This window comes from Lysinibacillus sphaericus OT4b.31 (assembly GCF_000392615.1).
In the GTDB taxonomy this organism is placed as follows: Bacteria; Bacillota; Bacilli; order Bacillales_A; family Planococcaceae; genus Lysinibacillus; species Lysinibacillus sphaericus_B.
Map to the genome: position 1 here is coordinate 315,729 of NZ_KB933398.1, position 25,906 is coordinate 341,634.

The 25,906-nt window shown below is 38.4% G+C and carries 27 protein-coding genes and 4 tRNA genes; 27 read left to right on the forward strand and 4 right to left on the reverse strand.

Annotated features, from left to right (window positions below; all coding sequences use genetic code 11):
• Positions 1-16 precede the first annotated feature (16 nt).
• The 6 genes from H131_RS01470 to H131_RS01495 all read left to right on the forward strand — a co-directional run bounded on the left by H131_RS01470 (position 17) and on the right by H131_RS01495 (position 3,077).
• Positions 17-91: transfer RNA gene (locus H131_RS01470), tRNA-Gln, on the forward strand.
• A 6-nt stretch (positions 92-97) separates the two neighbouring features.
• A tRNA-Gly gene (locus H131_RS01475) sits at positions 98-172 on the forward strand.
• A gap of 9 nt (positions 173-181) precedes the next feature.
• Positions 182-255, forward strand: a tRNA-Cys gene (locus tag H131_RS01480).
• A gap of 55 nt (positions 256-310) precedes the next feature.
• Positions 311-391, forward strand: a tRNA-Leu gene (locus tag H131_RS01485).
• 148 nt (positions 392-539) lie between these two features.
• Positions 540-1,502 (forward strand): tyrosine-type recombinase/integrase, encoded by a 963-nt coding sequence (locus H131_RS01490; RefSeq protein WP_010857268.1) that lies wholly within the window; start codon positions 540-542, stop codon positions 1,500-1,502.
• Positions 1,503-2,264: 762 nt separating this feature from the next.
• Positions 2,265-3,077, forward strand: a complete 813-nt coding sequence (locus H131_RS01495) for a hypothetical protein (RefSeq protein WP_010857269.1) — start codon at positions 2,265-2,267, stop codon at positions 3,075-3,077.
• Between the two features lie 44 nt (positions 3,078-3,121).
• Here the strand turns inward: H131_RS01495 and H131_RS01500 are convergent, their stop codons facing one another.
• Complete coding sequence (locus H131_RS01500) at positions 3,122-3,319, reverse strand: helix-turn-helix domain-containing protein (RefSeq protein WP_010857270.1); 198 nt, start codon at positions 3,317-3,319, stop codon at positions 3,122-3,124.
• Positions 3,320-3,460: 141 nt separating this feature from the next.
• Between H131_RS01500 and H131_RS01505 the strand changes: the two genes are divergently transcribed.
• The gene (locus H131_RS01505) at positions 3,461-3,718 is read left to right on the forward strand and encodes a hypothetical protein (protein ID WP_010857271.1); all 258 of its coding nucleotides are present in this window, start codon (positions 3,461-3,463) and stop codon (positions 3,716-3,718) included.
• A 162-nt stretch (positions 3,719-3,880) separates the two neighbouring features.
• On the opposite strand, the gene H131_RS01510 is transcribed toward H131_RS01505, so the two are convergent.
• Positions 3,881-4,249 (reverse strand): hypothetical protein, encoded by a 369-nt coding sequence (locus H131_RS01510; protein WP_010857272.1) that lies wholly within the window; start codon positions 4,247-4,249, stop codon positions 3,881-3,883.
• Positions 4,250-5,067: 818 nt separating this feature from the next.
• On the opposite strand from H131_RS01510, the gene H131_RS01520 reads away from it, so the two are divergent.
• From H131_RS01520 to H131_RS01595, 17 genes are all read left to right on the forward strand, one after another.
• On the forward strand, positions 5,068-5,556 hold the full coding sequence (locus tag H131_RS01520) for a helix-turn-helix domain-containing protein (protein WP_010857274.1): 489 nt from the start codon (positions 5,068-5,070) through the stop codon (positions 5,554-5,556).
• A 243-nt stretch (positions 5,557-5,799) separates the two neighbouring features.
• Entirely contained in the window at positions 5,800-6,537 is a 738-nt protein-coding gene (locus H131_RS01525) for a hypothetical protein (RefSeq protein ID WP_010857275.1), read from the forward strand.
• A gap of 106 nt (positions 6,538-6,643) precedes the next feature.
• A complete protein-coding gene (locus H131_RS01530; protein ID WP_010857276.1) occupies positions 6,644-6,859 on the forward strand; it encodes a helix-turn-helix domain-containing protein in 216 nt (71 codons plus the stop codon).
• 3 nt (positions 6,860-6,862) lie between these two features.
• A complete protein-coding gene (locus tag H131_RS01535) occupies positions 6,863-7,117 on the forward strand; it encodes a hypothetical protein (protein ID WP_010857277.1) in 255 nt (84 codons plus the stop codon).
• A 268-nt stretch (positions 7,118-7,385) separates the two neighbouring features.
• Entirely contained in the window at positions 7,386-7,850 is a 465-nt protein-coding gene (locus H131_RS01540) for a hypothetical protein (protein WP_010857278.1), read from the forward strand.
• Positions 7,850-8,944 (forward strand): SU10 major capsid protein, encoded by a 1,095-nt coding sequence (locus H131_RS01545; protein ID WP_010857279.1) that lies wholly within the window; start codon positions 7,850-7,852, stop codon positions 8,942-8,944. Before H131_RS01540 ends, H131_RS01545 begins: the two co-directional genes overlap by 1 nt.
• A 79-nt stretch (positions 8,945-9,023) precedes the next feature.
• Entirely contained in the window at positions 9,024-9,935 is a 912-nt protein-coding gene (locus tag H131_RS22955) for a phage tail protein (RefSeq protein ID WP_010857280.1), read from the forward strand.
• 165 nt (positions 9,936-10,100) lie between these two features.
• Positions 10,101-10,436 carry a hypothetical protein gene (locus tag H131_RS01555; protein WP_010857281.1) on the forward strand — a complete coding sequence of 112 codons (336 nt, stop codon included), beginning with the start codon at positions 10,101-10,103 and terminating at the stop codon, positions 10,434-10,436.
• Positions 10,437-10,489: 53 nt separating this feature from the next.
• Complete coding sequence (locus tag H131_RS01560; RefSeq protein WP_010857282.1) at positions 10,490-12,898, forward strand: phage tail family protein; 2,409 nt, start codon at positions 10,490-10,492, stop codon at positions 12,896-12,898.
• Between the two features lie 107 nt (positions 12,899-13,005).
• Positions 13,006-13,518, forward strand: a complete 513-nt coding sequence (locus H131_RS01565) for a hypothetical protein (protein WP_010857283.1) — start codon at positions 13,006-13,008, stop codon at positions 13,516-13,518.
• Positions 13,503-13,907 (forward strand): phBC6A51 family helix-turn-helix protein, encoded by a 405-nt coding sequence (locus tag H131_RS01570; protein WP_010857284.1) that lies wholly within the window; start codon positions 13,503-13,505, stop codon positions 13,905-13,907. The genes H131_RS01565 and H131_RS01570 overlap by 16 nt, the downstream gene beginning before the upstream one ends.
• 337 nt (positions 13,908-14,244) lie before the next feature.
• Positions 14,245-14,403 (forward strand): hypothetical protein, encoded by a 159-nt coding sequence (locus tag H131_RS24885; protein WP_010857285.1) that lies wholly within the window; start codon positions 14,245-14,247, stop codon positions 14,401-14,403.
• A 234-nt stretch (positions 14,404-14,637) separates the two neighbouring features.
• Positions 14,638-15,213: a recombinase family protein gene (locus H131_RS01575; protein WP_010857286.1), complete on the forward strand. Its 576-nt coding sequence runs from the start codon at positions 14,638-14,640 to the stop codon at positions 15,211-15,213.
• 358 nt (positions 15,214-15,571) lie between these two features.
• Entirely contained in the window at positions 15,572-15,877 is a 306-nt protein-coding gene (locus H131_RS01580; protein WP_010857287.1) for a MerR family transcriptional regulator, read from the forward strand.
• A 1,041-nt stretch (positions 15,878-16,918) separates the two neighbouring features.
• Positions 16,919-18,130, forward strand: a complete 1,212-nt coding sequence (locus H131_RS01585) for an MFS transporter (RefSeq protein ID WP_010857288.1) — start codon at positions 16,919-16,921, stop codon at positions 18,128-18,130.
• Positions 18,127-18,297, forward strand: a complete 171-nt coding sequence (locus H131_RS24890) for a hypothetical protein (protein ID WP_196228852.1) — start codon at positions 18,127-18,129, stop codon at positions 18,295-18,297. The genes H131_RS01585 and H131_RS24890 overlap by 4 nt, the downstream gene beginning before the upstream one ends.
• A gap of 812 nt (positions 18,298-19,109) precedes the next feature.
• Positions 19,110-20,204, forward strand: coding sequence for an S-layer homology domain-containing protein (locus tag H131_RS01595; RefSeq protein ID WP_010857290.1), 1,095 nt, complete (start codon positions 19,110-19,112; stop codon positions 20,202-20,204).
• Between the two features lie 36 nt (positions 20,205-20,240).
• On the opposite strand, the gene H131_RS01600 is transcribed toward H131_RS01595, so the two are convergent.
• Positions 20,241-20,990 (reverse strand): arylamine N-acetyltransferase family protein, encoded by a 750-nt coding sequence (locus H131_RS01600; protein ID WP_329600442.1) that lies wholly within the window; start codon positions 20,988-20,990, stop codon positions 20,241-20,243.
• Between the two features lie 190 nt (positions 20,991-21,180).
• Between H131_RS01600 and nagB the strand changes: the two genes are divergently transcribed.
• Both nagB and H131_RS01610 read left to right on the forward strand, forming a co-directional pair.
• A complete protein-coding gene (gene nagB / locus H131_RS01605; RefSeq protein WP_010857292.1) occupies positions 21,181-21,894 on the forward strand; it encodes a glucosamine-6-phosphate deaminase in 714 nt (237 codons plus the stop codon).
• A gap of 381 nt (positions 21,895-22,275) precedes the next feature.
• Positions 22,276-23,178: a S66 peptidase family protein gene (locus H131_RS01610; protein ID WP_010857293.1), complete on the forward strand. Its 903-nt coding sequence runs from the start codon at positions 22,276-22,278 to the stop codon at positions 23,176-23,178.
• A gap of 48 nt (positions 23,179-23,226) precedes the next feature.
• Here H131_RS01610 and H131_RS01615 read toward each other — a convergent pair whose 3' ends face one another.
• Complete coding sequence (locus H131_RS01615) at positions 23,227-24,813, reverse strand: catalase (RefSeq protein WP_010857294.1); 1,587 nt, start codon at positions 24,811-24,813, stop codon at positions 23,227-23,229.
• Between the two features lie 528 nt (positions 24,814-25,341).
• Between H131_RS01615 and H131_RS24185 the strand changes: the two genes are divergently transcribed.
• Positions 25,342-25,479, forward strand: coding sequence for a hypothetical protein (locus H131_RS24185; protein WP_010857295.1), 138 nt, complete (start codon positions 25,342-25,344; stop codon positions 25,477-25,479).
• Positions 25,480-25,906 lie beyond the last annotated feature (427 nt).

Genomic DNA, 25,906 nt, shown 5'->3' on the forward strand with positions numbered 1-25,906 from the left:
ATATACATTTAGTTTTTGGGGTATAGCCAAGCGGTAAGGCAACGGATTTTGATTCCGTCATGCCCTGGTTCGAATCCAGGTACCCCAGCCATTTATTGCGGAAGTAGTTCAGTGGTAGAACACCACCTTGCCAAGGTGGGGGTCGCGAGTTCGAACCTCGTCTTCCGCTCCATTTTTTTCTGGCGGCATAGCCAAGTGGTAAGGCACAGGTCTGCAACACCTTTACCACCGGTTCAAATCCGGTTGCCGCCTCCATACTATTTTTACTTATAATCGGATAATCCGATTTTTTTTATCTCTAAGGTATCATGCCGGTGTGGCGGAATTGGCAGACGCGCACGACTCAAAATCGTGTTCCTTTGGAGTGTCGGTTCGACCCCGACCACCGGTATCAATTGATCGTTAGTTTGACGGCGTTTCATGCGTAAGCATGAGGCGCCTTCTTGCGTTTATAGACGTACAATGTGCGACAAATTAGTCGTTAGCATGTCCTCTATTAGACCGTTTTCCTTAAACACTAGGGAAGGCGGTCTTTTTCTATGTCTAAGCGTAATAACGATTTGGTGGGACGCGAACTCGACATCGTGAGTCGTTCGGTATCAATGCAGGTGACGACGTTCGATGAAGCGTTAGCAGTGTTCATAAAAGATGCACAACGCAGAGGTTTACGAGAATTTACGATTACGTATTACAAACGCGAACTAAATCATTTTCGCGCGTTTCTAGTAAACGAAAATCATTCGCTTTTTATTCATGACGTACAGCGGAAACACCTGGAGGAATTAGTTGAGGATATGCAGGATAGAGGATTGCGGACAACTACTATTAACACGAAGCTACGTGCTATTAGAGCGTTTTTTCATTGGTTACTCGAAAATAAATACTTAGCGGTGAATGACCTCGCAAAGTTTCCCCTCGTACGGGATCGTAAGAACAACGTAGAAACATTTACCGTTAAGCAGTTACATGCGCTGTTAAATGCGACGGACAAGCGGACATTTACAGGACAACGAGACTATACGTTTATGATGCTGCTACTCGAAACTGGAATCCGGCTAAATGAAGCTTGCGGTATTTTAGTAGAGGACGTAAAGCTATCGGAAGGACTCGTTTTTATTCGTAATACGAAAAATCACTATCACCGCTATGTACCTATCCAGGCGAAGATGAAAGAGCAGCTTAGACGGTATTTGCAAATAAGAGGTACATGTGAAACCGAAGCATTATTCGTCACACTTGAAGGGTCTGCGATGAAACGTAACTCACTACAGAAAATCGTTGCTCAATACGGCAATAAAGCGGACATAAAAGGCGTTAGGTGCTCACCTCATACACTACGTCATACGTTTGCAAAGCTATCTGTTATGAATGGCGCTGGCATATTCGAGTTACAAAAGATACTCGGCCATTCAACAATGGAGATGGTAAAAACCTATGTAAATCTATTTTCAACGGAGGTTCACGACAAACATCGTGAGTTTAGTCCGTTAAATAATCTTTAGACAAAAGAAAAAGCCTAGCGTTGGAGCGCTAGACCTTAACTTAACACGATTACACTAATTGCCTGGCAGCGATAGTGTTCACTCACAACTGAATATGAGCGATGATATGCCTTCATTTTACCTCGAAAAATCGTAAAATGCAAAGGCCCGCTTTCCTATTGTCTTTTTTAGGAACGCTCACTGACGAGAAGCCGTTAAGCGTCGTTAAAAAACACGTCAGGTTACGCCGAGCCAACGCAGTAAATTCGGCTAGGACACAATATGCGAGTTCCTTGTTTCTCGTAGTGTCTGAATGTGGTTGACGCACATAATCGGTCAGGAGTGGAAGGTCTGAATGGTTACGGTCATGCAGAATACACGATACATTGTAATTATTGCCGAGTTCCTCATAACAGTAGGATAAGCATTTATGATACATACAAAGGGTGTGTAGACGGATTACAAGACGTTTCGGGGGCAGAAGTAGAAACTACGTGTATTGATTCGAAAGGATCACGATTAAACAAGGGCATACAATACGGATACCTTAATTGAGGATTCATGGAATCGGCTGTCTATGTTAGTTGATTCTTTTTTGAGTCGCTAACGTAGGCAACCGAAATCAGCGCCAAGCCGTTTTCCTTATCTCGGCTTCATGATGTTAACCAATATCTGAATGTCAATGAAAAATCCATAATAATTCATTTAATAGGAAATATTTCTTATAGTATAATAGGTTAAGATGGAATTAATTATTTTTATAGATGGAAGTTGGGGTATTAAATGATTAAAGAAGTAATAGAAAAAACAGGAAGTCTCATCCCGATATTAACAATCGTATTTGGTAGTGTTAGTATTCGGGGTCTATTCGTATCATTTTTTACTTCACTATCTTACGACTCATTTGATATGAGATTATTACCAAGAGGTAGATTTGCAGTGATTAAATTTAAAAAAATTATAAGTGTATTTCTGCTTATTATTCCTGTATATTGTGGATTAGCATTCTTATTAGCGTATGAAGCGATAATATTTCCCGTGTTTGTTTGGATATTTAGTATAGCTTTCCTTGTAATTACTTTTGGAATTACACTTAGTTATTTAATATCTATATTAGAATATATATACATAAAAAGTGATAACTTTAGATGGTTACTTTGGGTAAGGGAAATTTTAGGGAAACTTTCGAAGATTTTTGAAATCAATACTAAAGCCAAAGTTTATATAATATTTACTTTTCTGCTTCTTTCACTAATAATGTTAGCTTATGGGTATTTTGCTGATGTTAAAATAATATTAACTAGCCTAACAGAATACTTAATAACAATGATAGGGGTATCTTTTTTATTCATATACTCAATAAAACCCGATACTAGACCTGTTGAATACATCTTTATTGAAGAAGATGATAATTTAGACGAATTATTAGAAAAGTATTCTGTGAAAAAAGAACTGAAATTAGAATACTTTTTGTCAGATTCAATAGCCGTTTTTTCAACTAAAGATAAAGAAGATAAAGAAGAATATAAAGTGATTAAACGAATATCTGAACCAAAAAGTATATTTGAGGTATATAAAGCTTTAAAGAGTGATTAAAATAAGGAGCGCCTAGCTGTGATGCTAGAGCGCTTTTCCTTATGTTATTTTTTCATTTTAAAATCAATGACTAGTTCCAAATTCAATACTTCTGCAATCTTTTCAAGATCTGAAACAGTATAACTTTCGTTCTTCATTTTCTTAGATAAATTAGATTGAGTTGTATCCATCTTTTTAGCTAATTGTGTTGCAGTCATTTCGTTTTCTACTAGAAGTAATTTAATTTTCTTTGTGATATTCATTTATATACCATCCTTTTATGTATTGTTAGAAATAATATATCATATTTTATGAATTTAATTCATATTTTATGTTGACTTAGTCATATTATTCATTTATTATGAATTTAAGGAATAAATAATGAGTGAGTGGGGGGCTGTATTATGTTTACACAAATGCAAATCGTTGAAGTTGAGCCAGGGTATAGTTACGTAGTGGAAAGAACTCAGATTTTGGACGGAGTACATTTAGAGGTATTCAGACAGCCGGGATACGCTGACGATGCAATCTTGTATCTCGGTGATAATGAAATATTGTTCGCATGGGATGAAGAAGTTGCTAAACTTTTCTCTGAATTGGATACCGCAGAACCTATCGAATTACTAGCAATCCTAGCGCAAGTACCGAAAGTATTAGCTTAAACCGAATCATACTCGCGTCAACGAGTCGAGTCGTCCGTTTTGCTGCCAACATTACGGACAATGCTAGAGTCAGCGCCAACTGGCTTTAGCGTATGAATACGAAGGATCATTGCGCCAACGATGGTCAAAGAAAGCTAGGAGTTGGCGCTCCTAGCTTTCATTTTAGTACCCATCACAATCTTTATCTAAATCAATTACTATTTCTTGACCTAGAATTTTAAACTTTAATTTACCGGTTAAGCAAAGTTCGCTTTTTTCAATATCATTAATAACATCGCCTTCTAATTTTGCTTTTACTTTTACGCCTTCATACTCAAATTCGACTGTAACATTTGTTATACGCTTACTGGGTTCCGTTAGACCAATTGTATCTCTATGCCAATCTCCTAAATCATTATATATCAAGAATTCAATGGCATCATCTTTTCGTTCGGCTTTGATACTAAGGATTTTACCGAAATTAATATTATCTGACCCTTTATTACCTGTTTTCCCTATATTATCAAACGAACCATTGTTTACATCTGTCATATATTTATCACTCCTTTTTTATTATTATCTGCAAGTTAGTGCCTATATATACAAAAGGCTAAAGATTCTTTCGTGTCTTGTTTTGCTAATCTGCTTCGTTAATTTAATAGCAGCAATTGTAATAACATTCTTGACGTAATAGTAGAACACATTATTTTACCTTTAGATGGCTGCCTAATTAGCGCCGAAGTATAGTAGGTAATAGTGTTTTATCATGAACGGATTAGAACGGCTGAATCGACGGTAAAACAGAGATAATTTATCGAGGGGAATTTTTAAATGTTTTTGCTGATAACTTGTCTCAAAAAGGAATTTTGTTCGGGTATAGATAGTAGGGAAGTTTATCTCCTTAATTTCGCCTTTATAAACGTGGCTAAGAACGGCTTTATATCGCAAGTAGACGTATTTATCATGCGAAGGCTAGAACGCCTAAAACAAAGGAGAATTGAACGTTTAAGTCAGTAGGAATAAATATTTCCGAAAACTTGTCCCAAAATAGGACGTTTTAGTGTGCAGTATATAGTAGAACGAAATTTTTCAAAAGTGATATCAAATTCAAATTTTACCGGGCAGTAAGTAGTAGGAAGAAAATTATCAGAAACATGTCCGAAACTGGTTTTTCGTTCGGGTATACAAAGTAGTGGCAAACTTTTTATTCAAATAGTGTTAACGAAATTAAATTTTACTCGCGAATATATAGTAGCAAGTTTTTCTTGAAAAGTGTTAACAGATTTTATTTTTACCGAGCATTATACAGTAGAGGCAATCCCGTCGAGCAGTCGGCGTTCAACCAATAATCAGCTAAAGGAGACGATTTTATGACGGAACAAGCAACGCAAACAATTGATATCCAAAAGGTATTACCGTTTAAGTATGATGCAGGTTGGACAGGCGTCCCTAACTCTATATTCGAAATTTATTCGTTTCATCCTAAGTTTACAGGGGCAACGATGCTTGTTTACTTGTTCCTATTACACCGCCACAACCATAAAGAAGGCTACGCGTGGCCGACGCATGACCAAATAGCAGATGCAGTATGTATTAGTCGGACCACGGTTGGTTCATCAATTAGGGCTTTAAAGGAATTAGATTTAATTTTAGTTGAGCGCAATCCCACTCACAGCAACGATGTGTACTTCATTAAACGTCCTATTGCTGACCGCTCTACATTTGAGCGCAAATTTCCGGAGGCATTAGAGAAAAGAATTAAGCATGAACAATCGCGTCTGTTAGATATTCAACAGCGCCGTGATCGAAAAGAGAAGTTTGAGGCTAAACGTAGGGCAGCGAAGCAAGGTCTTTTGTGAATATATATTTTCCAATGTGTAATTTTTACTTTGCTGTGGTGCAATTTCTGTACCGTATAAAGACTTACTTACTAAGACTTACCTATAAAGACTTAAAACATTTAGCGCTCATTAATGCTTAAAAGAGTGCATTAATAAACGCTATCTATCACTCTCATATATTAGTGATGGTATTTAAAAGAGCATAAACAAAAAATACAACGTGTGGTTAAATTTTTACACCACGAAAATGGGGGTCATCTAATGCAAGAAACAGCCGCAATCATGCCAATAGTTACATTCAAGATGAAAAAAGGAGAAGTATTAGTAGTAACAGATTTAAAAGAACCCGGCGCAGGTGCTATCGAATTAGCTCGGCAGTATATCGGACCAAAAGCGGAATATTATGATGCACTAGATATTATGGCAGATGTAATCGACGGTTACTTTATAGGTGTGGAGGATCCGCGAGTGCGTCGTTGCAATTGTTGCGGTTTTTTCTATCGAGATACAACTAAGAATAATAGTTCGCTAACATGCTCACTGGAATGTAAAACGAAGAAAGATGTTGTAATAAAAGCATGGCGTCGAGAAGTGCGTAAAGCAGGAAAGCCACGCAGACCAACTTTTAAAAATTTATATTATACCGAAGGGTTAGAGTATCCTTTTTGGGCGAATGAAGATCGTATGTACGAATACGACCGTAAGCGTGGGGGTTATTCCTACGGAGATAATTTTGAAGAGTATGTAGGACGTAAGCTCTTAGATGCACAAATGGGCGGTAAAAAGAAGTCGGCGCAGATTATTGATTATGATGGATACGATAAAGCGATGCCTTTTGAGGTAAATCTATCGGAAAAACTACACAAAACAAACAAAAAAACAGTTTATAAACGTAGCGCCGCGGAAATCGATGCCGAATTATTAGAGCGATATGGCGCGGAAAAACTACGCCAAGCACGTATGCAGGCGAAGTATTTTGAAACGGGAAATTACTTCTGATTTAGCTACGACCAACTCAGCTATAAGTGAAGAGTCAGGTTTAGCCTGGCTATTTTATTTAAGCATCTAGCGTTAAAAGTAATAATAAATGATAAGGAGCGATAGTATGGATTTTAGCGAATATTTACGTCACACCCGACATTTTCATGGGCTGACCCAAGCGGTGTTTGCAGAAACGCTCGGGTATAAGCAATCAACGGTATCCGATATTGAAAACAAACGAAAAAACGCAAGTAATAAATTTAAAGCAGCGCTCGTTCGAATGTACCCTCGTACAGAATCGTTCGAGCGTTTTTTAATTGAGATAAAACAAGGAGATTAACATATGACAGCAGAACTTTGGCGTCAAACCGACGCAACATTCGCTCTATACCTCGACTCGATACACTATCGAGAAATCCGCAACATTAAAAGGTCACGAGATTGGTACGTCATAGCAACCTATCAAAAGAATGGACGAGTTGTCGGCTTACAGTGGAGAATTCCTGAAAAAGACTACCGAGCAGCAAAGCGCATTGAAAAACGCGTTAACAAAAGTGTACATGAAATCGTAGAAACACCTTCGTTAGACACGGGCTAGTAGATTGGAGGTACAAACACCTTACCTATTAGCCTATCTATGCTGTAATCAAGCGAAATGACGAATTTATGTTCATATGTGTAGCCTTTTTAAGGGGGTGATAGTAGTGCCAAATAAGTGGGGGGATTTGCGTGATTATACATGCTTAAAAATTGAATCTGAAAAGTTAAAACAAAAAACAAATGCACCTAAAAAGTCGAGAAAAACTGCATTTACTAAATAATTAAATCGAAGTGCCCTAGCAATTAAACAAAGGAGGAAAAGAACTATGACAGACGAAACAACAGTACAGCCGGAACAAGAAGTAATTGAGGCACAAGAAGCCGAACAACCGACAGAGCAAACGGAAATTGACGAGTTACGAGCGCAGGTAGCCGAGTATGAAGCGTTAAAAGCGCAATTGGCAGAGCAAGAGGCAACTCAAAAAGCCGAGATATTAGCGCAGAAGGTCGAACAGTCTGGCGTTAAAGACTTCGATAAATTACAACCGTTCCTAGACGCTGCGAAGCTAGACGGTGACGCACTCGACGAACTCCTGGGAATCTTGCAGGGAATGAAGCCAAAACCAGCGCCAATCGGATCGGCAACAAATGGTGGTAGTGGAGAAAAGACAGCTCAACAGATTGTACTCGCAGAAGCAGAGGCAAAAGCCAGACGCACGGGCACAGTCGAAGATATTGCAGCATTCAGCGGATTAAAACAAAAAATTAAACAATTTGGGGGACGACGATAATGACAAACGCAATTAACACAACAAACTTAGTAGGTAAGAAAGAATCTGTAGTAGATGAGGTACTTTTACTTAATCCAAATCAAACACCTTTAATCAACTTACTTGGTTTCAGTAATCCAGTAACAAATACCATTCATCAGTGGTACGAAGATAAAATGTTTGATACAAAAATGAAGGTAACAGCCGCAGCAACTGCAGCAGCAACGGAATTAACAGTAGCAAGCGTTGAACCGTTTGTAATTCATTCAGTCGCGCAGATTGACGAGGAATTAGTCCTTGTTACTGCGATTGATACGGCTGCTAAAAAACTGACAGTTGAGCGTGGGTATGCGAACACCACAGCGGCAGCGATCGTAAAAGATGCCGAAATCGAGTTCCAATACGATATGACGCCGGAGGGAGCAGACGCACCTAAATCACGATACAAGGCACGTACTCCACAAAATAACGTAACGCAAATCTTTATGGAATCAGTAGAAGTAACAGGTTCAGCGCAAGAGGTTGAGCAGTATGGTGTAGATGACCTCTATAATTACGAAAAGGCGAAGAAACAGTTAGAGGTAGCACTCCAGCTTGAAAAAGCATTAATCAACGGTATCAAGCTAGATAACGGCATTGTGCGACACATGGGTGGCTTACGTCAGTTAATTAAGACGAATGTAATTGACGCTTCTGGCGCACCAGTGACAGTTAAAATGCTCGGAGACTTAGTGCAAGATGTATTTGAAAAAGGAGGTTTAGCAGGCGGTGGTAATCACGCGTTTATCGTATCGGCGCATCAAAAGCGTGTAATCAGCGATTTGCAGAATGATAAAATCCGTATCACACAAGTTGAAAACAATCGTGGCCAAGTAGTTGACCATCTAGTAACCGATTTCGGAAGATTCCCAATCGTGATGAACGATAACGTCAAGACGAATGAAATTTTCTTCATTGATATTAACCGTACGAAAATTAAACCGTTAGGTAAACGAGGATTCTTCCATAAGGAGTTGCCTGAACAGGGAGACAGAAAAGCCGGAATGATTATTGGTGAATACACGTTAGAGTTCAAACAAGAGTCGGCCCATGGTCGTATTAAAAATCTAGCGTAACAATTTCCAAGAGGCTTGCGATTAATTTCGCAGGCTTCTTTTTTATTTATCTGACAAACAATAATCGGAGGCTATAAAAATGGCGAACTTTTACACACTATTAACACCGATAGGACTTGCGAAGGTTACTAACGCACAAATAACGCAAAGTAAAGTGGCAATATCGCATATTGCGGTAGGCGACTCGAATGGAACGAATTATCCACCGACAGGCAACGAAACAGCGCTCAAGAAAGAGAAATGGCGAGGTGGCGTATCAAGCGTTGCTGTCGACGCGGCTAATCCGAATTGGATTGTCGTTGAAGCGATTCTGCCTGCGACAGTTGGTGGATTTACCCTCCGCGAAGTAGCGTTATACGACGAAGTTGGCGACATGATTGCAATCGGTAACTATCCGGATACGTACAAGCCGGTGGCTAGCGATGGTTCGACGATGGACTTGTTGCTACGAACAATTATTGAGGTTAGTAACGCAGATAGCGTCACATTAAAGATTGATCCGAACGTTATTGTTGCAAGTCGTAAATATGTAGACGATAAAATAGCGCCAATTCAGGGGCAAATTACGGACCATGCGGCTAAAAGCGCTAGTGCAGCACATGGAAAAATTTGTAAAGAATACATGTTGTTTCAAGGCGCCTTGGCTACTGGAAGTGCTACCTTGTCTATGCCTGCAGGATTTGCGACGCTAAGCGATTTTGATGAAATTATCATTTCTGGGACAATGAACAATACATCGTCATCAACTTGGAAGCATTTTTGTCAACGGATTGATATACAAAATGTAGGAGAAACATTTGCAGTATCAGAATCTTATGAAATCCTTTACTCATCTACTGCTACCTCAGATGTGTTTTGGTTAAAAGCTAATTTAAATAAAACTTTAAATACTTTAGACGTTGTATATAACAGGAAAAAAGTAGGTGCAAATAACGGTATCGATGTGACAGAAAACCTTATAGGTGTGGTGGTAGGTGTTAGATATGAGTAACATTAAATATACAGTTATCTAATTTAAAAGATGTATTTATTGTACATGGTACAACCTAATCGATTTAATTCATAACGTTTCAATAACTCAAAAGGACGCAAGGCATGACGTTTTCTAAACAAGCGTTGTGCCTTTTTCTATGCACAAAAACAGGGGGAAGCAGAAATGAAACTAGTTAAACGTAAGCAGGAAATAACGCAATTACTAGACGATAACGAAGTGATACTTGCTGCAGCTAAGTTTGTAGTTGAAGTTGAACGCCTTCACGGAAAAGTGCCGCAATTTAAGGTCAAACAGGCAACCGATTTAAAAGTACCACTATCAGCTATAGCAATGAGTGGCCGAATACAAGCTAATCATGCTCGCAAACGATTAGAGGCGCTGAATGCAGCGATCGAATATGCAAATGGTGATAGGAGCGCACGCAAGCGATACATTGCAGCCAGCCAACAAGCCGATCGTTTAGCAGACATAGTGGCAAAGAGAGTTGACAGAATCTAATGACTATTAATCTAACGGCAGTTTTCAGAATGAGGGACCAGGGATCGTCACGTATGCGCCAATTAACGCAGATGATGGAGCGAATGAATCGGACAAGTAGAGCGGCAGGTGAGTCGGTAAGTCGATCTCAAACAGCAGTAAATAGGTTTGGTAGCGCTGTATCTTCAACGTCAAATCGTATGAGTGGATTTTCTACTCGTATGACAGGCTTACGTGCGGGGACTAACGGGCTTAGTGCAAGTTTTAGTGGAATGCAAAGTGCGCTAGTCGGGATAGCTTCGGCATATTTAGGTGCTCAAGGTGCTGCAAAAGCGTTTGATGCAACCATTGGCGCAGCAGCAAGGTATCAACAGTCAGAAGTTGCAGTAAAAGCTATTTTTAATGATGACAAAAAGTCCAATGCGTACATGAAGATGGTTGATAAAATGGCGATCGATAGCCCACTACTTAACAGTACGGACATGCTTGCCTCGTCAAAATCGCTTGTTTCAATGACTAAAAACGTTGATGACTTAGGTAAGGCATGGTCGATTATCGAGCGACTTATGGTGCTTGACCCTACGCAAGGTACAGATGGGGCAGCTTTTAGTTTGAAGGAGCTTTGGCAGGGAGATTCTCAGTCGATGGTTGAGCGTTTTGGGCTTGATAGGCAAAAACTTAATGATATTAAGAAGATGGCTATCCCACAACAAATTGCAGAGATTAATAAAATGCTAGACGGTATGGGAATTACGCAGAAAACCGTAGACGCAATGGGTAAGACAACTCTTGGCTATTGGGCACAAATTGGAGAGCGAGTCGGAAAGTTCATGCGGCAAATCGGAAATATGGGTAACTCTAAACTAGGTGCTTCATTAGGTGGCATCGTTAAAATGTTTGACAATTCTGAGAGTGCTTTAAATTCATTGGCTGCCAAATTAGACGCCAAACTTGCTAGTATCGTGGACAAAGCAATCTCTTTCGGAAAATTCGTATGGAAATGGCGTGAACCTATTGCATATACCATTGGAGCGTTAGCCGCAGCACTAGGCGCATTTGCAGTCGTAGGTGTCATTGCAGCTCTAGCGAATCCAATCTCTTTAATCGCCGCTGGAATCGCATCTGCAGTAGTTGGATTTAAAGCACTTTACGACAATAGCAAGTTAGTTAGAGGAGTCATAGACGGTATTGGTACTGCATTTGACGCAATTTCGAAAATATTTAATGGTGAACACAGAGCAGCAATAGATTTACTTGAATCGACAGGATTAAATCCGAAACAGGTAGATTTGATTAGAAAGTTCGGTTACTCACTAAAAGAAGCTGTCGGCAATATTAAAGGAACATTTCAAAGTATCTCTCACATTTTTAACGGGCAACACAAAGCTGCTATCGACGTACTAAAGAGCGCTGGATTTTCGACAGAACAAGCAAATCAGGTACGTAAGTTTGGCTATAGGTTGAAATCGGCATTTGACGTTGTCCGCGAGGTACTTAATGGTGTAGGTACGCTTTTAACTGGCGGAGGTTCTACTGATTTAGCAGCAGCGCTAGGTATGTCGCCTGAAACGGCAACAAAAGTAGACGGATTTATCAAAAACGTCTATGACAACATTGTCAGTTTCGTGAACTTCACTAAAACGAAATTCGAGGAATTTAAGACGTACATTTCTGAAAAAATAACGCAGATACAACCTGTCTTTGAACGACTAAAAGAAGCATTTTCGCAAGCCTTTACGACGATAGGTTCGATTATATCAAATGCTTGGTCGATTATTGAACCTTACCTAAGTGGATTCTGGAATCTCCTTCAAATTCTCGGAGATATTGCGGTAATTGTATTTAATAACGTTATTGCCCCATCTATTTCGTTCACCACACAACTATTCTCGACTTTATGGACTATTGCACAGCCTATTCTTAGCGCATTAGCAGTAGGATTTGAGCTACTCTCCGAAGTAATTAAATGGTTATGGGATAACGTACTAGCTCCGCTAGTTGAGTTTATCTTAACCGGCGTTAAAAACGCGTTCGATACTTTTTCAGAAGTGTTATCAGCCGTGCAAGGATGGTTCGAAACATTAAGCGGTTGGATATCGACGGCATACGGCCACGTTAAGGATTTCGCAAGCTTTATTAGTTCCGTAAAGATGCCGGACTGGATTACGAACGGAATTAGCGCAGGGGTAAACTTCGTCGGGGGATTAATCGGTGCTGGAGACAAAGGCGGTAAGAAATCTCACTATAGCGGACTAGATTCTGTCCCTTACGACGGTTATTCGGCAAGGCTTCACAAAGGGGAGCGTGTGCTTACTTCGCGCGAAAATAAGGAATATTCGCAAGGTAATGGAGGATCATCTAATGGAGCGATTACTATCGCTAAATTGGCGGACAGTATCATTGTTCGTGAGGATGCGGACATTGACCGAATTGCAGATGGACTTGTAACGAAAATACTAGAGAGACGTGGGGTGACGGCATGAGCATAGAGTTTTAGTAGAAAGACCTTCATAACGAATAACAACGAGGCAGGCATCGAAATTACAACGGTGCTTGCCTTTTCTGATAAAACGAAATGAGGAGTGACGAAATGAAGCAATCACCAACTATGGAAGAATTAAAAGCGGACATTGAGCGTTTACAAGGTGAGATTGATGCGGCAGATTCTGAGCGAGGTTATTGTAAAATACCGTTTCCGCCGATTAGCGACGTTTGGGCAGAACAGGTATACAAACGTAATCTAGCAGATATTAAGCCGTTCTTAGCAGACTACGTTGAGTTAGTTTTAGCAGCAAAGGAAATCGTACCTTTAGGCGAACTAGAACGTGTTAACGATTGGTTAGATGCGCTAAAGGTTGCGAGAGAGGCAAATGATATCGTCTTAGGGGCTACATGTACGTGCATAGCCGTTTTATTACGTATCGCGACTAATGGTGACAGTAGAATGCACTACGCTAACCTTGCGGATATGATCGTAAGTACCATCGAGGAAGTACCTTATTCCGTTTTTTACGAAGATGTCTATAAAGGCGACTATGACGGAAATTATGATAAATACTACGCTGAAAAGCGAGAGGAGCTAATTAAATGGCACGAAAACTAGACGAAATTTTAAAGGAACTGACGGTTGACCAAGCGAAGGCTGCAGAGTTAATTTATGAAAACGACCTATTGTCGAAAGGTAAGCGTCGTTCTTACGTTGAAATCGCAAAGGAAATTGGCGTATCTGACCGAACATTACGTAAATGGCGCCAGTTGCCCGCGATGTTAGAATATAAGACAGCGGTAACAGATACGTATTTAGCGGATAATCGTACACGCGTTATGCAGGCGCTTATTAACGAATGTGAGGCGGGCAATGCCTCGATGATGAAGTTATACATGCAAACGATGGGTATGCTCGTTGATAAGGCGGAAGTTGAGATTAAAGCGCCTAATGCAGATCCAGACGCAGTTGCAGCTCGATTAGCGAATATTAAAAATCGATATTAAATGGCAATATATCAACGTTTTAGTGCGTTAAAGTGATATAAATGCGAGGTTGGCTACGTGCTGACTTCGCTCTTTTTTTATGCGTTGGAAGAGCGTTATGATTCCGTTTTATTCCGAAATAAGGTGAAATAATCGGGTGGACGGTGCTGGCGGACGCGCTACCTTGAAAACAAATAGAAGTCTGACAATTCATATCTGCGCAAATTACTAGGTTGGTGCATATAGAAGCGTGTAAATCGCTATGTATTCCATTATCATAACTTTAACAGTATTGACATCTTTTATGAAGAAATGTACACTAACGATGCAGTATGGTTAATGAGATAGGGGGCAGATGATGGATAACCAATATTTCGTAGGTTGGGGTACATTGGCATTGATAAATGCTGCACTTGCACAAGGGAAGAATAGAACAGGGTTAAATTGGTTTTTACTTTCTCTTGTATTAGGTCCATTCGCAACACTAATTTTGTTATCTGTTGAAAAGAGACAGTAACACTACATATTCACAATAATTGATTTAAGTTAATAAAGCGAGAAGCGTGGTAATGTAGACTCTCTCTTATTCAACTATTGGGGCTTTAATAAAAGCGTAAGTCGATTATGGCTCGGCTTATTTTTTTACTTCAATATTGTCATAACTTAACAGTATTGACAACGTTTTGCCGATACGATAAGATAGCCTTATAAACGTTATCAAAACTTATTATCAAAAGTTAGGGGCGGTATAATGGCTAAATACGGATATGCTCGAGTGTCAACCGTTGCACAAGAATTAGAGTCACAAATTCAGTCGCTAGAATCGGAAGGCTGTACGATTATCTATAAAGAGAAGTTCACAGGAGCTAAGACGGATAGACCGGTATTTAATGAAGTCATGGCGTTGTTAACGGAAGGTGATACGTTAGTAGTAACGAAACTAGACCGACTAGCCCGTAACACTAAAGAGGGTATCGATGTTGTCGAGGCGTTATTCGAGCGCGGTGTACGTGTTCATGTACTTAACGTAGGACTATTAGAGAATACGACAATGGGACGTTTCTTCCTTACTACGTTATTAGCTGTAGCTGAAATGGAACGCAATTTAATCATTGAACGAACTCAAGAAGGCAAAGCGATTGCTAAGCAGCGAGAGGACTTCCGAGAAGGTAGACCGAAGAAATTTGATAAGAAACACTTAGACAATGCAATGCAGCTATTGGAATCGAATAGTTATAAAGAAGTCGAAGCAAGGACGGGAATTTCAGTCGCTACATTAGCGCGTGAGAAACGTAAACGAAAAGAACAAGCGATTATCAACGATTGAGCGAACGTGCTTGATCGTCATTTTTTGCGTTGAAACTGCGTCACCCCAAAGCCCCTTATTCTGAGAGGCGTCATCTGGTCTTCGAGAATTACAGACATCATTTTTAAAACAAGCCGACTTTTGCGCTGTCAGACGCATCGACATTCGCAAAATAAGGTGGTTGTGCGAGTGGTATCGTCTGAGAAATGAGTTTCTTCTATTATATATATATGTATTAAAAGCCTGTTTTGCGTCAATGTTGCGTTGATCTTTTACTAACGATTTATAATTGTAGCATAACATGAAATGCGGTAAAAAGACTATTCTCATGCGGTTTGTATGCGTGTATACTCCGAATTATGAATAGGAGGAGATACTATTGCTAACACATAATTTAACACCAAGAGAAGTATTAGATATGATACCTTTAAAAGAACGCGCATTACAAATCTACGCGGAAATGATGTCCGAACGGATACCGACATTTGCTCCCAAGACGACGAAAGGTAGACGCTATTCAAGAAAAGAAGTTGAGGTATTACTTTATATTTTGCGACGTAAAGATAATGGTTTGACTATTGAAGCGGCGATGGATGAGGCGATGGATATATTTTACGATACTACTGAGCGGGATAGAGTATTAGAAGAAGTAAAATCGCTAGTAAATAAGCTATTAGAGACGTAAGTAAAATTACTTGTTATCGCTTTACTTTCCGATAAGCATACCGTAAACTAGCAGTAATAGGAAAACGGTCGTTTACGCATATGGCGATACAATGTCCGTTCAAATTAACGTATTAGCATGACGGTGAAGGTAACGCACTCTTTTCACGACTCAAAATCGTGTTCCTTTGGAGTGTCGGTTCGACCCCGACCACCGGTATCAATTGAACAAATTAGTTCACTCGAGTAAAAATGAAAAACACCCACAGACGTTGAAATACAGCGTTTGTGGGTGTTTTTTTGATTTAAAGAACAATAGGAAGTTAAATTATTTTAAACTTTTAGATATGGAGTTAATTTAAATAATTTTGATAAGATTGCTCGACTACTTTAATCATACAAGTGAATTCATTTCATAAATAGTTTTTCTATATAGAAACAAGATCATTTTGGTAGGAGCGTAAGGAGGCTACTCCAGCTGGAAAAGCAAGCGAACCGAGACTTTAGACTGAGCGAACCGATGGAATGGGCTCGGTGCTTGCCCGTGGAAAGCGTCCGCCTGTAGCGGAATATACCTATTTGATAGGAACAATTATTTATTTTCTTTAATCATATTCGCCTTTATTGAAATGAAAGTGAATTATGAAATTGACACAATTTGATAAAGATATTGAATAAAAACTTACAATGGAACATAATGGAATTACCCTGGTAATATGTCGAAAGCCGATAAATTCAAGTTGTAATAAATGATTAAAACCGGCATTCCTTCATGTGGGAGACTTCAATTATTTAGATGGTCTTTTCATGTAAACACACATAATAAATAGATGGAATATTTTGATAATATATAGTGTTAAAGGTCTAAGTAATGAACGAAGTAGTTACAAAAATCTTGGTTATTTAAGAATATTTTTCGTTAGTTTTATTCTTTGTACCATTATTTGCAGAACTTTATAAAACACTATATGTCAATAAGTCAGCAAGTCAATGTTAAGAACGAGCTTTTTTGGCAGTGAAAAGGTCGATTAATAATGAATAGTACCTTATAGGGGGACGTTGGATGGACATGGCTCGTAAATATGGTTTGTTAATAGGAGGATTTGGATTTTCTTATTTGGGAAATTGGATTTACCTTGTAGCACTAAATTTATTTGTCTGGCATTTAACAGCATCACCAGCTGCAATGGCAGGGATTTTTATAGTTGGCCCTATTGCTAGGGTTTTAACGAGCTTTATTGCAGGCTCTATCATTGATCGCACGAATAAAAGGAAGATAATGATTTTAAGTGACATCGTACGAGGAAGTATCGTTTTTTTTCTACCATTTATGGAGTCAATTTGGCTAATTTATGCGTTGTTATTTTTAGCTAATATTGCGAGTAGTTTTTTTGGACCGAGTAGTACTTATTATATTACGAAATATGTTTCAATGGAGGATAAACAACGCTTTAATGCATTGTTAGGTACGTTTAATTCAGGGTCATTCTTAGTTGGACCAGCATTAGCTGGCGTGCTGATTATGCTGTTTAATACCACGATAGCTATTTGGATCAATAGTTTCACATTTTTTGTTTGTGCTTTTGTCATTTATTCATTGCCTGATGTAGATGACACTGCAGAGACTTTGCAACAACGTGTTACTTGGCGCATGCTAAAAAGTGATTATTTAGCAGTAGTATTCTTTATACGGAAAAATGGTCTATTTTTGAAAATCTATTTGCTGTTCCAGTGTAGCCTAATGATTGCATTTGCTCTTGATTCTCAGGAAGCAACATTCATTAAGAAGGATTTAGCTTTATCTGATGGCTTATATGGAACAATCGTAAGTATTGCGGGTGTAGGATCTATTGTAGGTGGGATTGTGGCAGCAAGTTTCGCAAAGAAATGGTCGCTTCGCTCATATATTGCAGTGGGACTACTAATGACAATGGTATTTTATACTACATTTTATGCTTCGACCACTAGTTGGATGGCAGTTGTAAGTTTTGTTGCATTAGGTTTCTTTATGGCATTTAGTAATGCGGGTTATGACACATTTTATCAGCAAAGTGTACCACCTGAATTGATGGGGCGCTTTGGAAGTGTCGCTAATATTTTTCAAAGTGTCTTACAGATTTTGTTTACTTTACTGTTAGGCCTGTTTGCACAATGCTTCAATCTACAAATGACTGCAATTGTCTTTGGTGTTTTTAGTATTTTATTGTCCGTGGCATTATTTTTTGTCCTGTACGCTAAAGCGGCTTCGCACAAATTAAAGGGGGAAGTACTATGATTAGTTACTCACTTCACTGCATTTTTTGTAAGCAAATTTTTGAAGTTGTTGAAGGAACAAAGAAATATAATTTGTACAAACAAAATATGAAAGGGAAATTTTCCTGTGAAGATTGTGATTGCAAAATCGAATTACAGTCACGTAAAGGGTTGATGGGAAAACTATAAATTACCGTGTATTTTTATGGTTCAAGCTCAAACGTTCTTTCTATAAATTGTGGCAAGACGTTATTAATGATTGCGCTAGTAGCAAATTCATGATGAAAGTAATGCATAAATTTTCAAACTTATTAAGCAATACTTCCTTTAGGAAAGGGTGTTCTATAGAAGCTATAGCATTATTAAATTTGTGCTACAAAATATGGAAGAGTAATTAGATTCGAACTAAATAGTCAGTATCCAAAAAAAGCAGCAGAATTTTATGCTAAAGTGTTTAACTGGGAAATTGCTGAGCCTCATTGGGATTATTGGGCAGTTACAACAAGAAGGATGGCATTAATGGGGTATTGGTAAGGGACCACATGATTAACCTTATGGAACACGTATTCAAATTGAAGTTGATTCAATGGATGATGCTATTTGAATGCTAATGGTGCTATAATAGTCCGAGATAAAATGGAATTAGATGATTTTTATCTTGCATACCTGGTTGATCCTACTGGACTGGGTTTAGGATTAATTCAAAAGAAATAACTAGTGAAATCAAAAAATAGTAAATGCTTTGATAGAATGCCTCTACATATCTAGTAGAGGTTTTTTTATTTGTATAGCACAAGTAAATATGTGAATTCAAATGTTTTTTTATAGGCGTAAAAGTAATGGAGAATGGGTAATGAAAACAAATAGATGAGGGGGATTTCAGTTAATCATCGAGGATGATAAAAGAGACAGTTATTTTTATGCGATTTTGAGGGAGTATATCTAATTACTGTTTTTGGTGAATAGGATAACAAGGATGAAAGAAAAATAGGGGGAATGACATGAATAAGATTAGTAAGATGCTGTGTGTGGCTGTGCTTTTTGTCTGGATATTACAAATTCAACCGGTTTATGCAGCTGCAAGCTTTACAGACGTATCGTCGGACAATGTGTTAATAACAGAAATTGATTATTTAGTAGAGAAGGGAATTATCAAGGGATATCCTAATGGTATGTTTAAACCGAATGATTATGTTACAAAGGCACAAGTTGCTGTAATGTTAACTCGTGCGCTGGGATTGAAGACAGCGAACGTAAAGAACCCAAGATACCAGGATGTACCAATGACACATACTTATTATAAAGAAATTGCGGCTACCCAAAATGCTGGGATTTTTGATTCAACCAAGAAGTTTAATCCAGGTGGTACTCTTTCTAGAGGGGAAATGGCGATTGTTTTACAAAGGGCATTTAAACTAAAAGGTTCAAACTCGTATCATTTTACAGATGTTACAGAGAAGACAATTGGTTATAAGGAAATTTTAGCGGTTGCGAATAATAATATTACAAGGGGTTATCAAGACGGTTCATTTAAGCCAAATTTATCGCTAACACGTGCACATTTTTCAGCATTTATGGCACGTGCATTAACGCTTTCGAAAGTGAGTCTCTTAAAGGATCCTGCGTATGTATACACGTATGCATTTTATTCGCCTGATAAGGATATTAGGTATACATTAAATTACCAATATAGCCATAACGATAATAAAAACGACGTATGGACGGTTACCAATATGACCAACAAAGAGCCATTTAACGATGAACTGCTGTACGGCAATGAAACTGTTTATGGACAAGCAATTGCTGCAGACTTTAGCAAGCATTATGATTTATTTATAGGATTACCTCTACGAATTGGTGTGATTGTACACGAACAGGATGATGGACCTGTAGGTGGTAACCGAATAACAGTGAAAATGACAGATGGGACGGTCCGTGCTGGCGGTGTTAACTATAAAAAGGTAGCTATTTTAGAAGAAAAATTTGTCTATAGTGATGTAGTGAAAACCTATTACTTTGTTGATGGTATCGGCTTAGTTAAGGAGCTTCATGGCGAGGAAGTTATTTATGAGTTACTAAAGCGTACGAAAAATTAATACGAATAAGGATGCATTTATCCGCAGCATCCTTATTTAGAAAAGTGAAATATGAAAATAACGTTTCAGTGCTTGCAACCACTCTTTGTCGCTATGTGTTGTATACGTTGTTAGGGATTGACCTTCGTATATTCGAAATTCATTGTTGAGCATTGTATGTCGGCCACGTGGGGTGCGAATCATCGCAATTTTATTAGCTTGTTTAGAAAGCCGTGGGGCAAATTGCGCATCGTTAGCATCATTGGTAAAGCAATAGAGTAAACGCCAATTATGTGAAGTTTGCTCATAAAACATCCAGCCATATGTTTCACTCCACTCAATTTTGTAAAGCTCATTGCCTTCACGATGCTGATGACCTGTAATTAAAGGAACTGGCTTACAGGGAGCTAGTGCACCTACACCAACGTCAGAAATATATTGTACACCGTCAAAAGTGACAATAAGTAGCTGATGCATAGGGACATCTTCAGAAGGTGTATCGGCTTCGATATTGCGCCAAAATTGTGCATAGCGATTTGTAACAGAAAAACCGAGTTCTCGCAGTAGCCAGCTGAATAGTATATTTAGCTCAAAGCAGTTGCCTCCGCGTTTATCATCAATAATTTTATGAAAAAGATCGGGGATAGCGAAGGAGATACTATGTTTCAACGTTACATCTAAATTTTCATATGGAATTGTATGGAGATGGCATGTTTGCAAGAGCCCTAAAAGTTTAACTGATGGCTCTAAAGATCCTTGAAATTTTATATGTTGTAAATACTGCTGTATTTGTGAATTTATAAAAATCGCCTCACTTCCTTACTATTTAACATAACCGAATTGCCAAAAGAATACACGCATAAAGATTGCTAGAGAAAATAATAGAAAAGTAAGTAGATAACTTGTAAAATTAATATATTAGCTACTAATTAGTAAATTATTTTCCATTTTAGTTAATAAAAATGATTGTAAGGTAGGTATATGGATGATAAGCACAATGAAATGGATAGAAGTAAATTCGTATGATGAAATGAGCACAGTGGCAGCAAATATTTTTACTGAGCAATTGAAAGTAAAGCCAGCAAGTATTTTAGGACTTGCTACTGGTGGCTCGCCAGTCGGGATGTATAAGGAATTAGTCAAACGACAACAAGCTGGAGATTTTTCTTTTAAAGATATCAAAACATTTAACCTAGATGAATATGTAGGTCTAGATCAATCTAGTCCAGCTAGTTACTGGACATTTATGCATGAGAATTTATTTAATCATGTGGATATTAACGAGGAAAATATTCATTTGCCAAATGGTAAAGTAGTGGATTTAGCGGCCGAATGTGTTGCCTATGATGCGCGTATAGCAGATGCTGGTGGAATTGATTTGCAGCTATTAGGTATTGGTGTCAATGGACATATTGGCTTTAATGAGCCTGGCACGCCGTTTGCATCATTAACGCATATTGTGGAATTAACAGCATCTACACGAACTGAAAATGCCATTTATTTTGATGATCCGGCCGACGTACCGACACAAGCCATCACCATGGGTATTCAATCTATTATGAATGCCAAGGCAATTGTATTGATTGCATTTGGTGAGAAAAAGTTAGAGGCAATTGAAAAGTTACAAAGTGGTGTTGTGACGGAAGAATTCCCAGCTAGTCAGTTATTAAATCACCCGAATGTAACGGTTATTTATGGTGGTACAAAATAAGAAAAATAAGCGTAGACTTCATATAATTTGAAGTCTACGCATTTTTTTACTAGTCAATAAAACACCTGCTACAACGGTTAGTCCACCAAAAACCCCATAAAAGTGTCGCAAGCAGTAATAATGCAAATGGTGGTATTTTCATGATAAAAAACTCTTTTGACTTTTTTCAGTGATAGTAAGCTTAAATGGAGAACAACTTATAGCCTTTTACGTACACAGAATAAAAGTGATGCAGGATGACACAGGTCCTATGGCAATTGCGTCAAAGTCCAATGAAATAGTAAGAATACTACCATCAGTGATAGGCACTCATACTATGAATAATCAATGATGCAATGTTATACATATGCTAGAATAGAGGAAAGAATAGGAGGGGTTATTGTGAAAAATACAGTACCACGTTTGGTCAAAGGTGATACAGTTGGACTTGTAGCATTATCTAGCCTTGTTGAGCCAGAAAAGCTTGGGGAAGCATTAGCCTTTCTAGACGAATTGGATCTTCGCTATAAAATAGGGGATACAATAAATGCCAAGCATGATTATTTAGCTGGAAGTGATGAGGAGCGGCTGGCAGACTTCCATGCGATGGTGAAAGATCCTGAAGTGAAGGCGATTTTTTGCGTAAAGGGCGGCTATGGTTCTGCTCGTATTGCGGCAAAGATAGATTATGACCTATTAGTAGAAAATCCAAAAATTTTCTGGGGCTTCTCTGATCTTACATATTTGCATTGTGCGATTCATGAATTTGCAGATTTAGTAACCTTCCATGGACCGATGCTAATGGCTGCAAGTAAAATGGACGATATATCAAAAAGAATGTTTTTACAGCTCTTTACACCGATGGAAGTACAATATACTGAAATGATTTCACCATTAACGACAATTACGTCAGGTGTTACACGCGGTCAAATAATAGGAGGAAACCTACGTCGACTCGTAAGTACGCTAGGCACGAAGTTTGAAGTTCATACAGATGGTAAAATTTTATTGATAGAAGATATAACTGAGTCTATTCCTCGTATTGATTCAATGCTTCAGCAATTAAAGCAAGCTCGAAAGCTTGAACAGTTAGCAGGTGTTGTGATTGGTTCCTTTACGCAAACAGGAGCAGATGAAGCGGCACTTCTAACGTTAATGAAAGAGTACTTTGCTGATTTAGGTGTTCCTGTAGTAGCTGGCTTTAAAATTGGACATGAAATAACGAATATTGCCATACCATTAGGGGTAGATGCAATTTTAGACGCACAGGAAAAAGTTTTAAGGATTTTACCAGGAGTACATTAAATAAAAGAAGCGTTCTGCAGGTTTTAATGTGCAGAACGCTTTGTTTCTTTAATAAGGCTCAGCATTATGCCCTTTTTTAATGGCATCGTTAGGCGCATCTTCTCCGTCGATATTACCAAGAGGTCGTGCAGTCGAAGAATCTTTTTGTGCCTTTTCCAAGCCGTCTTTTAATAAGCGACCATATTCTTCATCCGCTTCTTGTGCAAGGGCAATCATTGCTTGTTGGATAGAAATATTGCAACTCGATAAATCGCGAGTTAGATTTTCTAATAGTTCGTCTCGCTCCCATTGCTCAAAATTACGATATGTTTCACCAGCTTGTTTTGTGTTATTTTGGCGATTAATCGATTCACGTACGAGATGGCCTTCAATAAGTGGTGTATATTCTTTAGCTGTTTGTGATGCTTCCTTTAAGCCATTTAACATGGAAGGCTCATAGTTGATATGTGGATTTTGCCCTGGTGCTAAATCTCTCTTATACAGCATTTGACCACCATTTTGATTGGTTGCTACCCGTTTCTTTGGTGCATTAATGGGCAGTTGTAAATAATTTGCTCCGACTCGATGACGCTGTGTGTCAGAATAAGAAAATGTTCGTCCCTGTAACATTTTATCATCGGAGAAATCGAGACCATCCACTAGGACACCGGTACCGAAAGTTGCCTGCTCAACCTCTGCAAAATAGTCTTCAGGATTTTTATTTAATACCATTTTACCGACGGGGTACCATGGGAATTTGTCGTTTGGCCAAAGCTTTGTATCATCTAGAGGATCAAAATCAAGCTCAGGATGTGGCCCATCCTCCATAATTTGTACATTTAACTCCCACTCAGGGTAATCACCATGTGCAATTGCATCATATAAATCTTGCGTTGCATGATTGAAATTCTTCATTTGAATTTCTTCTGCTTCTTTTTGTGTTAAATTTTTAATGCCTTGTACTGGCTCCCAATGATATTTGACAAGTACAGCTTTGCCATCATTATTTACCCATTTATACGTATTAACGCCAGAGCCCTGCATCATTCGATAATTGGCTGGAATGCCCCAAGGTGAGTAAACAAATGTCACCATATGGAAAGATTCCGGTGAACTCGCACAGAAATCAAAAAAGCGTTCAACATCTTGAATATTTGTAATAGGATCAGGCTTGAAAGCATGAATCATATCAGGGAATTTCATAGCATCGCGAATAAAGAAAATTTTTAAATTATTACCGACTAAATCCCAGTTGCCGTCCTCTGTATAAAACTTCACTGCAAAACCGCGCGGATCACGAAGGGTTTCAGGTGAATGTCCTCCATGAATAACCGTTGAAAAGCGAACAAAAACTGGTGTTTGCTTCCCCTTATTTTGAAAAACTTTAGCCCTTGTATACTTAGAAATAGGATCATTGCCCACTACACCATATGTTTCAAAATAGCCATGAGCACCAGCGCCACGAGCATGTACAACACGTTCTGGAATACGTTCTCGGTCAAAGTGACTTATTTTCTCCAAAAAATCATAATTCTCAAGTGTGGCAGGTCCGCGATTACTGACAGTTCGTAGATTTTGATTGTTGGTAATAGGGTGGCCTTGGCGATTTGTTAATGTCTCGTCATTTTTAAGATGTGAATCATTTTGCTTGGTCATTGTATTACCCCTTTTCTTTGGATTACATACATTCTGTCCTTGCTAGGGGCAAACTAGACATAAAAAACTCTCTTACACACTGGGTGTAAGAGAGTTTATTGGGTGGTGTTTTCGAATTAGTCTTCTGATTGCAAATTGTTTTTATACCTTTGCCTATAGTTGGTAATTGGTCATCGGTCATAAAGTAACAGGTCACATGTCATTGGTTTACTAAAGTTATCTACTTAAATGTAGGATTTCGAAAAACAGCACACCCAACTTGGTATGGAGTCTCACCAACTCCATAAATCTATTGTATACAGTTTCAGATGGTATGAAAAGCCTTGAATTATCAGCATGCTTGAAAACATATTTCATGCAATGGATTCAAATGACGAGCTGAATATTCATGGTGCTTCTAACCAAAAAAGGTAGTGTTCATATTTTCCTTTTAATATGAAACCTTTTTTCGTATCAATCGTATTATAAGCTAGACAATCTGAAATGATAGAACTGAAAAAAGGGAGAAATGAATTTTTGAACCATTGAATGAAACAATTACTTCTTGTAATTTACTTGATTGCCATTGCGGATGCGTATTACTCAACGTTGTTTATTGAACCAAAAACACCACCGCAACATCAGACGATTAAAGTGTCTGCCATTACGGTGGCACAACTGCGGTAGCAACCCTAACAAAAAGAAACGACGTGCACGTCGTTTAAAGCCTTCTATGCAGCAACACATTAATCGACTTCTTCAGAGCACTAAGTATTTCAAAGAAAACGTGATGCTTAGTAACCTGTTAAAGAACAGATTGGACATACACAGACCGATGCGAGAGCCGCCTTTCATCTTTTTACGCTTTCGACATTTACGTTGCTGATAATTGTTAGCAATTGTTAAGCTAAAAGCTGCAATATATTTGCAGCTTTTTTTGTGATGGTAGATTAATCTTTCTGTCAAATGATTGAATATTCGGTTGTGAAGCACCCCATAATGTAGTGTTTATATACTTATTAGTACTGAATGAATACATAATATCGCTAAAATAACTACTATCATATATTTAGAAATATACTTAAATATATGTTGCCAACTTTAGGCTGTTTTC

What these genes read in the sequence shown, in the direction of transcription:
- H131_RS01490 (WP_010857268.1), top strand. Translation starts at nt 540, where the DNA reads ATGTCTAAGCGTAATAACGATTTGGTGGGACGCGAACTCGACATCGTG.
- H131_RS01495 (WP_010857269.1), top strand. Translation starts at nt 2,265, where the DNA reads ATGATTAAAGAAGTAATAGAAAAAACAGGAAGTCTCATCCCGATATTA.
- H131_RS01500 (WP_010857270.1), bottom strand. Translation starts at nt 3,319, where the DNA reads ATGAATATCACAAAGAAAATTAAATTACTTCTAGTAGAAAACGAAATG.
- H131_RS01505 (WP_010857271.1), top strand. Translation starts at nt 3,461, where the DNA reads ATGTTTACACAAATGCAAATCGTTGAAGTTGAGCCAGGGTATAGTTAC.
- H131_RS01510 (WP_010857272.1), bottom strand. Translation starts at nt 4,249, where the DNA reads ATGACAGATGTAAACAATGGTTCGTTTGATAATATAGGGAAAACAGGT.
- H131_RS01520 (WP_010857274.1), top strand. Translation starts at nt 5,068, where the DNA reads ATGACGGAACAAGCAACGCAAACAATTGATATCCAAAAGGTATTACCG.
- H131_RS01525 (WP_010857275.1), top strand. Translation starts at nt 5,800, where the DNA reads ATGCAAGAAACAGCCGCAATCATGCCAATAGTTACATTCAAGATGAAA.
- H131_RS01530 (WP_010857276.1), top strand. Translation starts at nt 6,644, where the DNA reads ATGGATTTTAGCGAATATTTACGTCACACCCGACATTTTCATGGGCTG.
- H131_RS01535 (WP_010857277.1), top strand. Translation starts at nt 6,863, where the DNA reads ATGACAGCAGAACTTTGGCGTCAAACCGACGCAACATTCGCTCTATAC.
- H131_RS01540 (WP_010857278.1), top strand. Translation starts at nt 7,386, where the DNA reads ATGACAGACGAAACAACAGTACAGCCGGAACAAGAAGTAATTGAGGCA.
- H131_RS01545 (WP_010857279.1), top strand. Translation starts at nt 7,850, where the DNA reads ATGACAAACGCAATTAACACAACAAACTTAGTAGGTAAGAAAGAATCT.
- H131_RS22955 (WP_010857280.1), top strand. Translation starts at nt 9,024, where the DNA reads ATGGCGAACTTTTACACACTATTAACACCGATAGGACTTGCGAAGGTT.
- H131_RS01555 (WP_010857281.1), top strand. Translation starts at nt 10,101, where the DNA reads ATGAAACTAGTTAAACGTAAGCAGGAAATAACGCAATTACTAGACGAT.
- H131_RS01560 (WP_010857282.1), top strand. Translation starts at nt 10,490, where the DNA reads ATGCGCCAATTAACGCAGATGATGGAGCGAATGAATCGGACAAGTAGA.
- H131_RS01565 (WP_010857283.1), top strand. Translation starts at nt 13,006, where the DNA reads ATGAAGCAATCACCAACTATGGAAGAATTAAAAGCGGACATTGAGCGT.
- H131_RS01570 (WP_010857284.1), top strand. Translation starts at nt 13,503, where the DNA reads ATGGCACGAAAACTAGACGAAATTTTAAAGGAACTGACGGTTGACCAA.
- H131_RS24885 (WP_010857285.1), top strand. Translation starts at nt 14,245, where the DNA reads ATGGATAACCAATATTTCGTAGGTTGGGGTACATTGGCATTGATAAAT.
- H131_RS01575 (WP_010857286.1), top strand. Translation starts at nt 14,638, where the DNA reads ATGGCTAAATACGGATATGCTCGAGTGTCAACCGTTGCACAAGAATTA.
- H131_RS01585 (WP_010857288.1), top strand. Translation starts at nt 16,919, where the DNA reads ATGGACATGGCTCGTAAATATGGTTTGTTAATAGGAGGATTTGGATTT.
- H131_RS24890 (WP_196228852.1), top strand. Translation starts at nt 18,127, where the DNA reads ATGATTAGTTACTCACTTCACTGCATTTTTTGTAAGCAAATTTTTGAA.
- H131_RS01595 (WP_010857290.1), top strand. Translation starts at nt 19,110, where the DNA reads ATGAATAAGATTAGTAAGATGCTGTGTGTGGCTGTGCTTTTTGTCTGG.
- nagB (WP_010857292.1), top strand. Translation starts at nt 21,181, where the DNA reads ATGAAATGGATAGAAGTAAATTCGTATGATGAAATGAGCACAGTGGCA.
- H131_RS01615 (WP_010857294.1), bottom strand. Translation starts at nt 24,813, where the DNA reads ATGACCAAGCAAAATGATTCACATCTTAAAAATGACGAGACATTAACA.
- H131_RS24185 (WP_010857295.1), top strand. Translation starts at nt 25,342, where the DNA reads ATGAAACAATTACTTCTTGTAATTTACTTGATTGCCATTGCGGATGCG.